This is a genomic window from Microbacterium proteolyticum, assembly GCF_029639405.1.
Lineage (GTDB): Bacteria > Actinomycetota > Actinomycetes > Actinomycetales > Microbacteriaceae > Microbacterium.
In genome coordinates this window covers 2,399,002-2,412,702 of sequence record NZ_CP121274.1, presented here as the reverse complement: position 1 = coordinate 2,412,702, position 13,701 = coordinate 2,399,002, and the positions used below count along the sequence as shown (strand labels likewise).

The 13,701-nt window shown below is 69.8% G+C and carries 14 protein-coding genes; 1 reads left to right on the top strand and 13 read right to left on the bottom strand.

Annotated elements, in window-relative coordinates:
* Nucleotides 1-31: 31 nt before the first annotated feature.
* The 13 genes from P8R59_RS12120 to dapA all read right to left on the bottom strand — a co-directional run bounded on the left by P8R59_RS12120 (nt 32) and on the right by dapA (nt 13,053).
* Nucleotides 32-472 carry a GNAT family acetyltransferase gene (locus P8R59_RS12120; RefSeq protein WP_278101275.1) on the bottom strand — a complete coding sequence of 147 codons (441 nt, stop codon included), beginning with the start codon at nt 470-472 and terminating at the stop codon, nt 32-34.
* Nucleotides 469-1,431 (bottom strand): tRNA (adenosine(37)-N6)-dimethylallyltransferase MiaA, encoded by a 963-nt coding sequence (gene miaA / locus P8R59_RS12115; RefSeq protein WP_278101274.1) that lies wholly within the window; start codon nt 1,429-1,431, stop codon nt 469-471. Before miaA ends, P8R59_RS12120 begins: the two co-directional genes overlap by 4 nt.
* Nucleotides 1,428-2,978 (bottom strand): tRNA (N6-isopentenyl adenosine(37)-C2)-methylthiotransferase MiaB, encoded by a 1,551-nt coding sequence (miaB, locus tag P8R59_RS12110; RefSeq protein WP_278101273.1) that lies wholly within the window; start codon nt 2,976-2,978, stop codon nt 1,428-1,430. The genes miaA and miaB overlap by 4 nt, the downstream gene beginning before the upstream one ends.
* Before the next feature lie 72 nt (nt 2,979-3,050).
* Nucleotides 3,051-3,815 carry a regulatory protein RecX gene (locus P8R59_RS12105; RefSeq protein WP_278101272.1) on the bottom strand — a complete coding sequence of 255 codons (765 nt, stop codon included), beginning with the start codon at nt 3,813-3,815 and terminating at the stop codon, nt 3,051-3,053.
* Complete coding sequence (gene recA, locus P8R59_RS12100) at nt 3,815-4,867, bottom strand: recombinase RecA (RefSeq protein WP_278101271.1); 1,053 nt, start codon at nt 4,865-4,867, stop codon at nt 3,815-3,817. The genes P8R59_RS12105 and recA overlap by 1 nt, the downstream gene beginning before the upstream one ends.
* A 312-nt stretch (nt 4,868-5,179) precedes the next feature.
* On the bottom strand, nt 5,180-5,404 hold the full coding sequence (locus tag P8R59_RS12095) for a DUF3046 domain-containing protein (protein ID WP_077050169.1): 225 nt from the start codon (nt 5,402-5,404) through the stop codon (nt 5,180-5,182).
* A 9-nt stretch (nt 5,405-5,413) separates the two neighbouring features.
* The gene (locus tag P8R59_RS12090) at nt 5,414-5,722 is read right to left on the bottom strand and encodes a helix-turn-helix domain-containing protein (RefSeq protein WP_076490831.1); all 309 of its coding nucleotides are present in this window, start codon (nt 5,720-5,722) and stop codon (nt 5,414-5,416) included.
* A gap of 160 nt (nt 5,723-5,882) precedes the next feature.
* Nucleotides 5,883-6,410, bottom strand: a complete 528-nt coding sequence (locus tag P8R59_RS12085; protein ID WP_278101270.1) for a CinA family protein — start codon at nt 6,408-6,410, stop codon at nt 5,883-5,885.
* On the bottom strand, nt 6,407-6,994 hold the full coding sequence (pgsA, locus tag P8R59_RS12080; RefSeq protein WP_278101269.1) for a CDP-diacylglycerol--glycerol-3-phosphate 3-phosphatidyltransferase: 588 nt from the start codon (nt 6,992-6,994) through the stop codon (nt 6,407-6,409). Before pgsA ends, P8R59_RS12085 begins: the two co-directional genes overlap by 4 nt.
* Entirely contained in the window at nt 6,994-9,681 is a 2,688-nt protein-coding gene (locus P8R59_RS12075) for a DNA translocase FtsK (RefSeq protein WP_278101268.1), read from the bottom strand. The genes pgsA and P8R59_RS12075 overlap by 1 nt, the downstream gene beginning before the upstream one ends.
* A 74-nt stretch (nt 9,682-9,755) precedes the next feature.
* On the bottom strand, nt 9,756-10,247 hold the full coding sequence (locus tag P8R59_RS12070; RefSeq protein WP_077050173.1) for a GNAT family N-acetyltransferase: 492 nt from the start codon (nt 10,245-10,247) through the stop codon (nt 9,756-9,758).
* 74 nt (nt 10,248-10,321) lie between these two features.
* Nucleotides 10,322-11,998 carry a ribonuclease J gene (locus P8R59_RS12065; RefSeq protein ID WP_077050174.1) on the bottom strand — a complete coding sequence of 559 codons (1,677 nt, stop codon included), beginning with the start codon at nt 11,996-11,998 and terminating at the stop codon, nt 10,322-10,324.
* Nucleotides 11,999-12,075: 77 nt separating this feature from the next.
* Nucleotides 12,076-13,053 (bottom strand): 4-hydroxy-tetrahydrodipicolinate synthase, encoded by a 978-nt coding sequence (gene dapA / locus P8R59_RS12060; protein WP_077050175.1) that lies wholly within the window; start codon nt 13,051-13,053, stop codon nt 12,076-12,078.
* A 111-nt stretch (nt 13,054-13,164) separates the two neighbouring features.
* Here dapA and P8R59_RS12055 point away from each other — a divergent pair, with 111 nt between their 5' ends.
* Entirely contained in the window at nt 13,165-13,701 is a 537-nt protein-coding gene (locus P8R59_RS12055) for an NUDIX domain-containing protein (RefSeq protein WP_278101267.1), read from the top strand.

Below are 13,701 nucleotides of genomic sequence, written 5' to 3'. Positions count from 1 at the left end.
GATGGCCGCTATGCGGGCGCCGTGGGCGTCGTCAGGCGGGACCGCCAGGTCCGTCGACGATGAGGCGACGCCCCGTGGCCCACGTCTCGAACGGGACGTACCCCAGCGCGTCGTAGAACCCGCGCGCACCGGTGTTGTCCGGTCGCACCATCAGCTGGACCTTCGGGCATCCCATCGCTTCCAGGAGCCGCTCGGCCTCGGCCACGAGGGCGCGACCGATCCCCCGCCCCCGGTGCGATGACGCCGAGGCCAGGTAGTACAGCCATCCGCGGTGACCGTCGTATCCGGCCATGACGCTGCCGACCACCGTGTCGCCATCGGCGGCCACGAGGAACAGCTCGGGCTGGACGCTGAGCTTCCGCCGGATGTCGGCGCGCGGATCGTTCCACGGTCGGGTGAGCCCGGCCTCCTCCCACAACGCCACGACCGCCTCTTCGTCCGCCGCCCGGAACGCGCGGATCTCTGCACTCATCCCCACACCTCGTCTCCCCGCACCTCGTCTCCCCGCACCTCGTCGACGAGCGCGTCGGCGCGAGCGGTCCGGACATCGAGGCGGCGGGCGTCGGCATAGCGACGGAACCACGACACCTGGCGCCGCGCGTAGCGGCGCGTGAGCGCCTGCGTCTCGGCGATCGCCTCCGCGCGGGTCATCCCGCCGCGGAGATGGGTCAGCGCCTGCGCGTACCCGATCGCGCGCGCCGCGGTGGCACCTCGCTCGATCCCCTCGGCTCGCAGCGCGGACACCTCGTCGAGCAGCCCCTGCTCCCACATGGCCTCGACCCGCGCGTCGAGGAGGCCCACGAGCGTCTCGCGCTCGATCTCCGTCGCGAGGATCGTCGTCCGCGGATGCCAGAGGTCGGGCTCGGCGGGAAGGGCGCCGCCATGGGTGTCCTCGCCCAGCGCCAGCACCTCCAGCGCGCGGACGACCCGTCGTCCGTTGCGCGGATCGATGCGTTCGGCTGCGGCGGGGTCCATGGCCCGCAGGCGTGCGAAGAGGACGCCGGGGCCCTCGCTCTCGAGCTTGGCCTCCAGCTCCGCACGGACGGCGGAATCCCGCGGTGGGAAACGGAAGTCCCACAGCACGCTGGAGACGTACAGCCCCGAACCACCCACGAGGATCGCATCCGCGCCGCGCGAGAACACGCCCGTGATCGTCTCGCGAGCCGTCGGCTGATACCAGGCCACCGCCGCTTCGTCGGTGACGGCGAGAGCGTCGAAAAGGTGGTGCGGGATCCCGCGCCTCTCCGTCGCCGGCAGCTTCGCGGTGCCGATGTCCATGCCGCGGTACAGCTGCATGGCGTCGGCGTTCACGATCTCCACCGCGCGTCCACGCGCGTGGAGGGCGTGGGCCAGATCGAGCGAGAGCCCGGTCTTCCCCGTCCCGGTCGCGCCGACGATCGCCCACAACCGCGGCGCGTCGTCGGTGGTCACACGCCGATACGCAGACTCGGAAGGCCCAGTGACACGGCGCGCGGGGCGCCCGCGTCGGCACCAGGTGCCGGAACGCCGCACGACTCCGCCTGCGCGCGGTCCCAGGCGTCGCCCGCCCGCGTGCGGCGGACACGCAGCGGCCCGCCGGTCACCGCATCGGCGACGAGGTAGAACGGCGCGGCTCGCGTGACCTCCACGGAGACGACATCACCCGGACGCGGGAGCGTCGAACCCTCGGGCACCTCGAAGTGCACGAGACGATTGTCTTCCGCGCGGCCCGTGAGGCGCCGCGTCGCCGCGTCCTTCTTGCCTTCGCCGGTCGACACCAGCACTTCGAGCACGCGCCCGACCTGGTTCTGGTTCTCTTCTAGGGAGATCCGCTCCTGCAGCGCGATGAGACGCTCGTAGCGCTCCTGGACGACCGCCTTCGGAACCTGATCGTCCATCGTCGCGGCGGGAGTGCCCTCGCGGATCGAGTACTGGAAGGTGAAGGCGCTCGCGAAGCGGGAGGCCTCGACCACCCGCATGGTCTCTTCGAAGTCGGCATCCGTCTCGCCCGGGAAACCGACGATGATGTCGGTCGTGATCGCGGCGTGAGGGATCTGGTCGCGGACACGCTCGAGGATGCCGAGGAACCGTTCGCTGCGGTACGACCGGCGCATGGCCTTGAGGATCCGGTCCGACCCCGACTGCAGCGGCATGTGCAGTTGCGGCATGACCGACGGGGTCTCGGCCATCGCGGCGATCACGTCGTCCGTGAACGCCGCCGGGTGCGGGCTGGTAAAGCGGATGCGCTCGAGACCGTCGATCTCGCCGGCCGCGCGCAGAAGCTTGCCGAAGGCGAGCCGGTCACCGAACTCGACGCCGTAGGAGTTGACGTTCTGCCCGAGCAGCGTGACCTCGATCGCCCCGTCGTCGACGAGGAGGCGGATCTCGTTCAGGATGTCGCCGGGACGACGGTCCTTCTCTTTTCCGCGGAGGCTCGGGACGATGCAGAACGTGCAGGTGTTGTTGCACCCCACGGAGATCGACACCCAGCCGCTGTGCACCGAGTCGCGTTTGGTGGGGAGCGTCGAAGGGAAGATCTCGAGCGACTCGAGGATCTCGAGTTCGGCCTCGCCGTTGTGGCGCGCCCGCTCGAGCATGCCGGGAAGGGACCCCATGTTGTGCGTGCCGAAGACGACGTCGACCCACGGCGCCTTCTGCTGCACGGCGTCCTTGTCCATCTGCGCGAGGCAGCCTCCGACGGCGATCTGCATGCCGTCGTGGGAGTCCTTCCGCGACTTGAGGTGGCCGAGGGTGCCGTACAGCTTGCCGGCGGCGTTGTCGCGGACGGCGCACGTGTTGATCACGACGACGTCGGCGTCGGCACCGGCTTCGGCTCGGACGTAGCCGGCGCTCTCGAGCGAGCCGGACAGACGCTCGGAATCGTGGACGTTCATCTGACAACCGAAGGTCCGCACCTCGTAGGTGCGCGCGCGACCGTCGGCCGTGTGAGCGGCCGCGGAGGGCGCGATGAGCGTCGGTGTCGATACGGGGGTCGTCATGATGCGTGCCATTCTAAGCGCCGGTCGCCGGCCGGACACGGTCAGAACGGAGGGCGCGGCGGGTGCCGGATGTCAGTCGTCCGGGGTGAACCGGACGGCGGCCGACGCGGCCGGTCGTGAGAACGGGGCACGCCGGATGCCCGCTTCTGCCAGAGCCTGACGCGCAGCCTCGAGGGAGATCGACGACGAGTACCCTCGCCTGGCGAGTTGTCCGGCGAGCCGACGGAGGCTGGCGTCGTAGTCCTTGCCGCCGACGTTGCGGGCCTTCGAACGGGCGAACTCCAGCGCGCGTTCCGCGTCGTCGTCGGGCAGCTCGGCGATCGCGGCATCCGCGACTTCGCGCGAGATCCCGCGTTTGCGGAGCGTCTGCGCGACCGCACGACGGCCCTGCCCTCGGCGCTCGATCGCCGACATCGCGAGCTGCTCGGCGAACGCCTCGTCGTCGAGGTAACCGAGGTCGACGAACTTCGTCACGACGTCCTCGATCACGGAGTCATCGACACCGTCGATCCCGCCCAGAGCCGTGCGGGCTTCCGCCAGTGACAGGGAATGCCCGCGGAGCTTGCGCAGGAGAACCGCCTCGGCGCGATCGCGGATCTCATCGGGCGATTCCGCGTCGACGGGATCGTCGAACGCGGCGCCCGGGCGAGACCAGCCCGTCGCCTCGTCCCGGGGGGACGTCGACGTGGCCGCACGGTCGCGCGACGTCTCGGGAGCGGGAGCACGCGAACCGAAGAGAGGGATGACCGGCGCGAGGTCGTCACCGACCGCGCGGCCGCCCGCGTCGCGCTCCGCTCCGGCGGAGACGCGACCCGGGCGACGGGCGTCGTCTGTCATCAGGCGGGACGGCGGGCGGCCAGCTCGTCTGCGGCCGGAGCGGCGGTCGCGGCCGGAGCGCCGATACCGAGCTTGCCCTTGATCTTCGACTCGATCTCGGCCGCGACGTCGGCGTTCTTGATCAGGAAGTTGCGGGCGTTCTCTTTGCCCTGCCCCAGCTGCTCGCCGTCGTAGGTGTACCAGGCACCCGACTTCTTCACGATGCCGTGCTCGACACCGAAGTCGATCAGGCTTCCCTCGCGCGAGATGCCCACGCCGTAGAGGATGTCGAACTCGGCCTGCTTGAAGGGCGGCGCCATCTTGTTCTTGACGACCTTGACGCGAGTGCGGTTACCGACCGCCTCGGTACCGTCCTTGAGGGTCTCGATTCGACGGATGTCGAGACGGACCGACGCGTAGAACTTCAGCGCCTTACCTCCGGCGGTGGTCTCGGGCGAGCCGAAGAACACGCCGATCTTCTCGCGCAGCTGGTTGATGAAGATCGCGGTCGTCTTGGTGGTGTTCAACCCACCGGTGAGCTTTCGCAGGGCCTGCGACATCAGGCGAGCCTGCAGACCCACGTGCGAGTCGCCCATCTCACCCTTGATCTCGGCTTCGGGGACGAGCGCCGCCACGGAGTCGATGACCACGAGGTCGATGGCGCCGGAACGGATCAGCATGTCGGCGATCTCGAGCGCCTGCTCACCCGTGTCGGGCTGCGAGACGAGGAGGGCGTCGATGTCGACCCCGAGCTTCTTCGCGTACTCGGGATCGAGCGCGTGCTCGGCGTCGATGAACGCCGCGATACCGCCCGCGCGCTGCGCGTTGGCGATGGCGTGGAGGGTCAGCGTGGTCTTACCCGAGGACTCCGGGCCGTAGATCTCGATGATGCGACCGCGGGGAAGACCGCCGATGCCGAGGGCCACGTCGAGGGCGACGGAGCCGGTGGGGATGGTCTCGATCGGGGCACGGTCGTCGCTGCCCAGTCGCATGACCGAGCCCTTTCCGAACTGCCGGTCGATCTGGGCGAGGGCCGATTCGAGGGCCTTCTCGCGCTCTGCGGGTGAGGGCATGACGTCTTCTTTCTTCTCGCGATCCGTCGCCTATAGGCTGTCGCGCTCCCCTCCGACGGAGGGGATGCCCGACAAGGCGTTCAGAGTGTCGTTCGACATCGATCACGTTAGGGAGGGCCTCCGACATCGGCGGAGGAAAACCCGGCTTCTGTGGACGAGAACGTCCGAAACTCCGATGTGCAGGAGCCTACGCCGAAATCGAACGAAGATTCGATGACACGCCGTGCGGCGCGTCGCGACACCCGAAGACGCACCGGTCATCGGCGAGGGCGGGCGCCGTCCCGGACGGGGCTCGTCAGTCCCGGGGCGCGATCACCGGCGCCGTGGGTCGAGACGACCGACGCCGTACCGCCGCTCGGCAGGGACGTCCGTCTCCTCGCACAGCGCGAGCCACACGTCGCGCGGGTCGACGCCGGCGGCGAGGGCGTCCGCACTCGTGCGTCCGCCCACGGACGTCAGCACGAGGTCGGTCATCAGGGAACCCCCGCGCGCGCCGAATTCGTCGGCGACCGCGCGATCGAATTCGCTACGTCGCATTCCGCGGGATCAGTGCAGGGAGAGCTCGGGCTCGACCGCTGCCACCAGGTCGTCGGGAACGACGTCGGGGAAGCTCTGCAGACCTTCGAGGACCGACAGGCGGTCACCGACCTCGCGCATGATGGTGGAGATCGGCACGTCGAGGGCCTCGGCGACCGAGGCGAGGATCTCGCTGGACGCTTCCTTCTGGCCGCGCTCGACCTCGCTCAGGTAACCGAGAGCCACACTCGCGCGGCTGGCGACCTGACGAAGGGTACGACCCTTCTGCTGGCGGAGCTCACGCAGGACCTCGCCGATCTCTTGACGGACCAGGATCATGTGAACCCCTCCTCACTACCGATTCCTCCGCTGCCCGGGTGGACAACGGTACAACACCATTTCAGGTCACCCTAATGCCGCGCGCTGGGCACTGGATGGGAATCGCTGGGAACAACTCGGATGTGTCATCATTTGTTCCCCTCGGCACGAGCGGCATAGCTCACAGCGCGGCGAGGGCGCGACGGATGGCGATGTGCGTCGCCTCCCGGCGGATGCGGTCCCGGTCGCCCGCCAGCACGAGGGAGTCCACGCGCGTCCCGAGGGGCGTCGAGACGGCGATGTGCACCGTCCCGACCGGTTGTCCGTCCTGCGGGTCCGGACCGGCGACCCCGGTGGTGGCGATACCGACGTCGGCCGGGATGCCGTCGTGTCCGAGCACGTCGCGGACGCCCCGCGCCATCTGACGGGCGACGCGCGGATGTACGGCGCCGTGCGCCTCCAGGAGCGCCGGATCGACGCCGAGCACGTTCTGCTTCAGATCGGTCGCGTAGGCCACGACGCCGCCCCGGACGGCGCGGGACGCACCCGGGATGTCGACGAGCGACGAGACGACCATGCCACCGGTGAGCGACTCGGCGACGGCGACCGTCCAGCCGAGTTCGACGAGACGCTCGAGGAGCACGGCCGCGCTCTCGCGCGGGTCGCGCACGACGGTCTCGTCGAGGTCGTCGGGCACGCCGTCGATCATCGGCCGCCTCGCCGTGCGCGCGCCCCGCGAACCTCCGAGACGACGTAGTCGATGCCCGACGCGATGGTGAGGACAACCGCGATGGTCATCGTCACCACTCCGGCCCACCACACGGTCGACTGCCAGACGGCGGCATCCGACAGGGATGCCAGCGGCAGGAGCGCGATCGAGAGCGCGACGGCTTGTGCCACGGTCTTGAGCTTTCCCATCCAGGCGGCGGCGAGCACGTGGTCGCTGACGACCATGAAGCGGTAGACGGTGATCCCGATCTCGCGGACCAGCACGACGATCGTCACCCACCAGTCCAGCTCGCCGAGGATCGACAACCCGACGAACGCGACGCCGGTGAGCGCCTTGTCAGCGATCGGATCGAGGAGCTTCCCGAGGTCGCTGACGATGTCGAACCGGCGCGCGATGTACCCATCGATGCCGTCCGTGGCGATCGCCACGATGAAGACGATGCCCGCAGCCCAACGCAGCCCTCCCCCGGCGCCCGCGTCCGCGAGCAGCAGCCACAGGAAGACCGGCGCACACAGGATCCGCGCGATCGTGATCGCGTTGGGAAGCTGCGGGTGCACGGCCATCAGTCGCGCCCCGTCAGTTGCCAGGCGTCTTCGGAGTCCTCGTCGTCACCGACGACGGGAAGACCGCCGAACTGTGCCTCGACGGCATCCGGACCGTAGCGGTCGTCGTCGCCACCGGCGGGCGGATCCTCGCCGCGCAGGCGGGCGAGGACGGCCGGAAGCTGCTCGTTCGTGACGAGGACGTCGCGGGCCTTGGAACCCTCCGACGGCCCGACGATCTCGCGCGACTCGAGGAGGTCCATGAGGCGCCCGGCCTTCGCGAAGCCGACGCGGAGCTTGCGCTGCAGCATCGAGGTCGACCCGAACTGGGTCGAGACCACCAGCTCTGCGGCGGCGAGGAGCAGCTCCAGATCGTCGCCGATGTCGGCGTCGATCTCCTTCTTCTCGGCCGCCGCCTGCACATCGGAACGGTACTCGGGACGCGCCTGCTGCGTCACGTGGGCCACGACCCGCTCGATCTCCTGTTCGCTCACCCACGCACCCTGCACGCGCAGAGCCTTGGACGCGCCCATGGGCAGGAACAGACCGTCGCCCTGACCGATGAGACGGTCGGCGCCCGGCTGGTCGAGGATGACGCGCGAGTCGGTGACGCTCGTCACCGCGAACGCCAGACGCGAGGGCACGTTGGCCTTGATGAGGCCCGTGACGACGTCGACGGAGGGGCGCTGGGTGGCGAGGACGAGGTGGATGCCGCTGGCGCGGGCCAGCTGCGTGATGCGGACGATCGAGTCCTCGACGTCGCGCGGGGCGACCATCATGAGGTCGGCGAGCTCATCGACGACGACCAGCAGGTACGGGTAGGGCTTCAGCACCCGCTCGCTACCCGCCGGGAGCTGGATCTCGCCGGCGACGACCGCTCGGTTGAAGTCGTCGATGTGACGGAAGCCGAACGACGCGAGATCGTCGTACCGCATGTCCATCTCTTTCACGACCCACTGCAGCGCCTCGGCGGCCTTCTTGGGGTTGGTGATGATGGGCGTGATGAGGTGCGGCACGCCGGCGTAGGACGTGAGCTCGACGCGCTTCGGGTCGATGAGGACCATCCGCACCTCGGACGGCTTCGCCCGCATGAGGAGGCTCGTGATCATCGAGTTGACGAAGCTCGACTTGCCGGAGCCCGTGGACCCCGCGACGAGGAGGTGAGGCATCTTCGCGAGGTTCGCGACCACGAAGCCGCCGCCCACGTCCTTGCCGACACCGATCGTCATCGGGTGGGTCGAAGTGGTCGCGGCATCCGAGCGGAGGATGTCTCCGAGCGTCACGATCTCGCGGTCGGCGTTGGGGATCTCGACGCCGATCGCGCTCTTGCCGGGGATCGGCGCGAGGATGCGCACCTCGTTGGAGGCGACGGCGTAGGCGATGTTGTTGGTCAGCGCGGTGATCCGCTCGACCTTGACGCCCGGCCCGACCTCGATCTCGTACTGGGTCACGGTCGGACCGCGGGAGAACCCTGTGACGCGCGCGTCGACCTTGAACTGCTCCATGACGCTCTCGATGGCGGCGACGACCGCGTCGTTCGCGGCGGAGCGCGCCTTGGGCGGAGTCCCCGCGGCGAGGGCGGCGACCGACGGCAGCCGGTAGTTCGCGGACGGCGGGAGCCCCGCGTTGTCACCGCCGAGGCCGGAGATGCCGGGGAGGTCGTCATCGGGTTCGTCGACGGTCGGTGAGTCGTCGTGGAGCCCGCGCCCGGTGGTGACGCCGGCCAGGGCGCCCGGGTCGATGATCTCGGTGAGCGCGTCGGGTGCGGGGGGCATGGGCGGGCGCGCGGGCGGGGCCGCGGGAGCCGAGGGTGCGACGAAAGCGGACTCGAATCCCCCCTGGGGGGTACCGGGTGAGAGCAGCGTCGTCAGGTCGTCGGAGCCGAGGTCGCCGTCGACGTCCTCTTCCCGGCCGGACTTGTTCCTCCGCCACCAGGGCAGCGACTTCTCGCCGGGCGCGTCGTCTTCGGCATCCACCGGCAGGACGGCCGTCGTCGCATCCTTCTCGACGCGCTCGGTGCCGAACATCCAGGCGTACAGGTCGCCGAGGCGCTGGACGATGCGGTTCGGCGGGGTCTTCGTGAGGATCAGAACACTGAGGACGGTCAGGAGCGACAGCGCGATGTACGCACCGACGTCCTTGAGCACGAACGCGAGCGGCTCGCCGCTCAGCCAGCCGGCGAGACCGCCCGCGAGACTGAGAGTGGGCAGCCCCGCGCTCGGCGCCGGGCGCCCGCCGGCGACGTGGCAGAACCCGGCCATCGAGATGACGAAGAGCGCGAAGCCGATGCCGATCCGCCCGTTGTCGTGCACGGACGACGGATGCCGGAACAACCACCCCGCCAGGAGCAGCAACAGCACCGGGAACACGAAGGCCACACGGCCGATGAGTCCGCCGAAGCTGTAGGCACTGATCGCCGCGGCGACCTCGGTGCCGATGAAGAACCACTCGACCACCGCACCGAGGACGGCGAGGAGGACGAGGAGGAACGGGAAACCGTCGCGACGCTGGTCGCGTTCGAGGGTCTCGGGGCCGAAGACGCGGAACATGCCGCCGACCCCGTGCGCCAGCGCGGTCCAGGCGCGGACGGCGACGGGCGGCCTGTCGGGCTCGTCGACGTAGCGCTTGGGCGCGGGCGCCGACGCTTTCGGTCGCGCCTGTCCCTTGGCGGGGGCGCGACCGCCGGACGTGGACGTACTGCGGGGCATTCCTCCACGGTAGGCCGAGCTCCCGACATTCGCAGGGACCGACGCGGGGTTCGAGACCGGACCGATACCGCGGTTCAGCGCAGCGTCTTCACCATCACGTCGCGTCCCTGCCCCGCTCGGGTGACCGCGAAGCCCTCGGTGCGGTAGAACGTGCGGGCGAAATTGTCGCGCTCCACGCTGAGACTGATGCGCGAATAGCCCTGATCCCGGGCGTGGGCGACGAGACGCTGCAGGAGAGCCCGACCGACTCCGTGGGCCCGCCACACCGGACGCACGCCGATGATGAGCTCGGGGACGCCGGTGCCGACCCAGCCGAATCCGGGCTCGCTGCGCGGCAGCATGCGGTACCAGGCCGCGCCGATCGCCTCGCCCGCGGGCGATTCGGCCACGAAACCCGCGTCGCCCGGTCGCTGCCATCCCGCGACGTACCGCTGATGGTCGGGGCTGCTGAGCACCTCATGACGCGGCCGGACGCTGCCGGCGCGCCAGTTCGCGGCCTCCACCGTCATGTCGGCGAGGAAGGCGCCGTCGGACGGGAGCGCCGCGCGGATCGGGATGGCGGGCATGCCCGCATGATACCGATCCGCGCGACGCGTCCGTGCGGCCCGCTCCCCCGGCGGAGGGAGAGCGGGACCGTGGGTCATGCCTCGATGACGAGGGGCACGATCATGGGGCGTCGACGGAGCGACTGGTTCACCCAGCGACCGATCGTGCGACGCACCACCTGCGACAGCGCGTGCGTGTCGCGCACACCCGACTGGGCCGCCTCGGCCAGAGCGGCGGCGATCTTCGGCTTGACGCTCTCGAACACCGCGGCATCCTCCGCGAACCCGCGGGCATGCACCTCGGGACCGGAGATGATCTTGCCGGTCTGGCGGTCGACGACCACGATCACCGAGATGAATCCCTCCTCACCCAGGATGCGGCGGTCCTTCAGATCGGCATCCGTGATCTCGCCCACCGACGAACCGTCGACGTAGACGAAACCGATGTCCAGCTGACCCACCACCTCGGCGCGGCCGTCGCGGAGATCGACCACCGTGCCGTTCTCGCCCAGGATGGTCCGGTCGGCGGGGATCCCCGTCTCCTGCGCCAGCTTCGCGTTGGCCATCAGGTGACGGAACTCGCCGTGGACGGGCAGCACGTTCTTGGGCTTCAGGATGTTGTAGCAGTAGAGCAGCTCGCCCGCCGCCGCGTGACCCGAGACGTGCACCTTCGCGTTGCCCTTGTGCACGACGGTCGCGCCGAGCTTCGTGAGCCCGTCGATGACGCGGTAGACGGCGTTCTCGTTCCCGGGGATGAGGCTGGATGCCAGGATCACGGTGTCACCCTCGCCGGGCTCGATCGCGTGGTCGAGGTTCGCCATGCGGCTGAGCACGGCCATCGGCTCGCCCTGCGAACCCGTCGACATGTAGACGATCTTGTCGTCGGGCAGGTCGCGCGCCTTCTTGTAGTCGATCAGCACGCCGTCCGGGACGTTCAGATAGCCGAGGTCGGCGGCGATGCCCATGTTGCGCACCATGCTGCGCCCGAGGAGCGCGACCCGGCGTCCGTTGGCGTGCGCGGCGTCCAGAACCTGCTGCACCCGGTGCACGTGGCTCGAGAAGCTCGCGACGACGACGCGACGGGGGGCACGGGCGATCACCTGGTCCAGGACCGGGCCGATCGCGCGCTCGGTCGGCGTGAAGCCGGGGACGTCGGCGTTCGTCGAGTCGACGAGGAAGAGGTCGACGCCCTCCTCGCCCAGGCGCGCGAATGCGCGGAGGTCGGTGATCCGACCGTCGAGGGGCAGCTGATCCATCTTGAAGTCGCCGGTGGCCAGCACGAGACCGGCGGGCGTGCGGATCGCCACGGCCAGGGCATCCGGGATCGAGTGGTTCACCGCGACGAACTCGAGGTCGAAGGGACCCACCTGCTCGCGCTGCCCCTCCTTCACCGTGAGCGTGTACGGCCGGATGCGGTGCTCCTTGAGCTTCGCCTCGATGAGGGCGAGCGTCAGGCCGGACCCGATGAGAGGGATATCGTTCTTGAGCTTGAGGAGGTACGGGACGGCCCCGATGTGGTCTTCGTGCCCGTGCGTCAGCACGACGCCGACGATGTCGTCGAGGCGGTGCCGGATCGGCTCGAAGTCCGGCAGGATCAGGTCGACGCCCGGCTGGTGCTCCTCGGGGAACAGCACGCCGCAGTCGACGATGAGGAGCTTCCCCTCGAACTCGAACACGGTCATGTTGCGACCGACCTCGCCGAGGCCGCCGAGCGGAACCACGCGCAGGGTTCCCGGAGCGAGAGTGGGGGGATCGTAAACGGTCGTGGGCATATGGTGCCTCCTCGGACGCCGCCCTGCGGCATCCCTTCGTGTGGCGTCCCTGGCCGCGGTTCGGCGGACGCCGATGCTTATCTCGTGGTGCCGTGCACCTTGGGCAGGGCACCGCCGGCCGCGGCGTTGCGGTCGGGACGGAAGTTGGAGAAGTCGGCGCCGGGCACGTCGCGGACCAGCGCGAGCTCGTCCTCGATCGTCGCGGCCTCCCACTCCTCCGGACCCACCAGGGGCAGGCGGACGCGGGGGCTGCCGATGCGGCCTAGGCCGTGCAGGATGTATTTCGCCGCGACCGTCCCCGGCACGTGCGTCATCACCGCGCGGACGAGCGGTTCGAGGCGCTTGTGCTCGGCGGTGGCCGTGGCGAGGTCGCCGCGGTTCACGGCATCCACGATCGTCCGATACGGGGCGGCGGCGATGTTGGCGGTCACACCGATGAGCCCCGAGGCTCCGATCGACAGGTGCGGCAGGACATTAGCGTCGTCGCCGGAGAAGTACAGGAGGTCGGTCTGGTTCAGCACGCGGCTGACCTCGCTGAAGTCGCCCTTGGCGTCCTTCACGGCGAGGATGTTCGGGTGCTTCGCGAGGCGCAGGATCGTCTCGTACTTGATCTCGACGCCCGTGCGACCGGGGATGTCGTAGAGGATCACCGGAAGGTCCGTCGCATCGGCGACGAGCCGGAAGTGCGTCAGGATGCCGGCCTGGGTGGGCTTGTTGTAGTAGGGCGTGACGATCATGATGCCGTCGGCGCCGGCCTTCTCGCTGGCCTTGTACAGCTCGATCGCGTGGGCGGTCTCGTTCGAGCCGCCGCCGGTGATGATCTTCGCGCGGCCGGCCGCCACGTCTTTGCCGACCTCGACGAGGCGGAGCTTCTCCGGGTCGGTGAGCGTCGACGTCTCGCCGGTGGTGCCCGTGACGACGACGCCGTCCGCGCCGGCGCTGACGACGTCGTCGATGTGCTTCTCGACCGCGGGCCAATCGACCTCGCCGTCGGCCGTCATCGGGGTGACGAGCGCGACGAGCACCTGACCGAAGGGGTTGCCGGAGTGCGTCATGCTCTCAGGTTATCGGTTCGATCCGCTCTCCCCCCGGTCCTGCGGCCCCGGTGGATGAACATCGTCCGACGCGGGTCGGGTCGGGGCGCGAGGTCGGCCTAGGCTGACCGCATGGCCTGGACGACCCGCTCCACCCGCACCGTGTACGAGAACCGCTGGATCCGGGTGCGGGAGGACGAAGTCACGGGCCCCGACGGCGAGGGGATCTACGGCGTCGTCCGGATGCAGCAGCCCGCGGTCTTCGTCGTCGCCCTGGACGACGACGACCGCGTCTGCCTCGTCGAGCTCGAGCGGTACACGACGGGCCGCTCCCTGGAGGTCCCCGCCGGTGGCAGCGACGGCGAGGACCCGCTCGTCGCCGCCCAGCGCGAGCTGCTCGAGGAGACCGGGGTGACCGCCGCGACCTGGGAGCGCCTGGGCCGCATGAACGCTCTCAACGGCATCGCCGAGGCGCCCGAACACGTCTACCTCGCGCGGGATCTCCGAATCGCGGATGCCACGTCCACGCAGCGCGAGGAGGGCATCGAGGCCGTGCGGTGGGTGCCCTTCGCGGAGGTGCTGGGGCTCATCGCCGACGGCGGGATCACGGACGGGGAGACGATCGCGGCGCTGGCTTTCGCCGGCATCCGTTCGGGTCGGTTCCGCTGA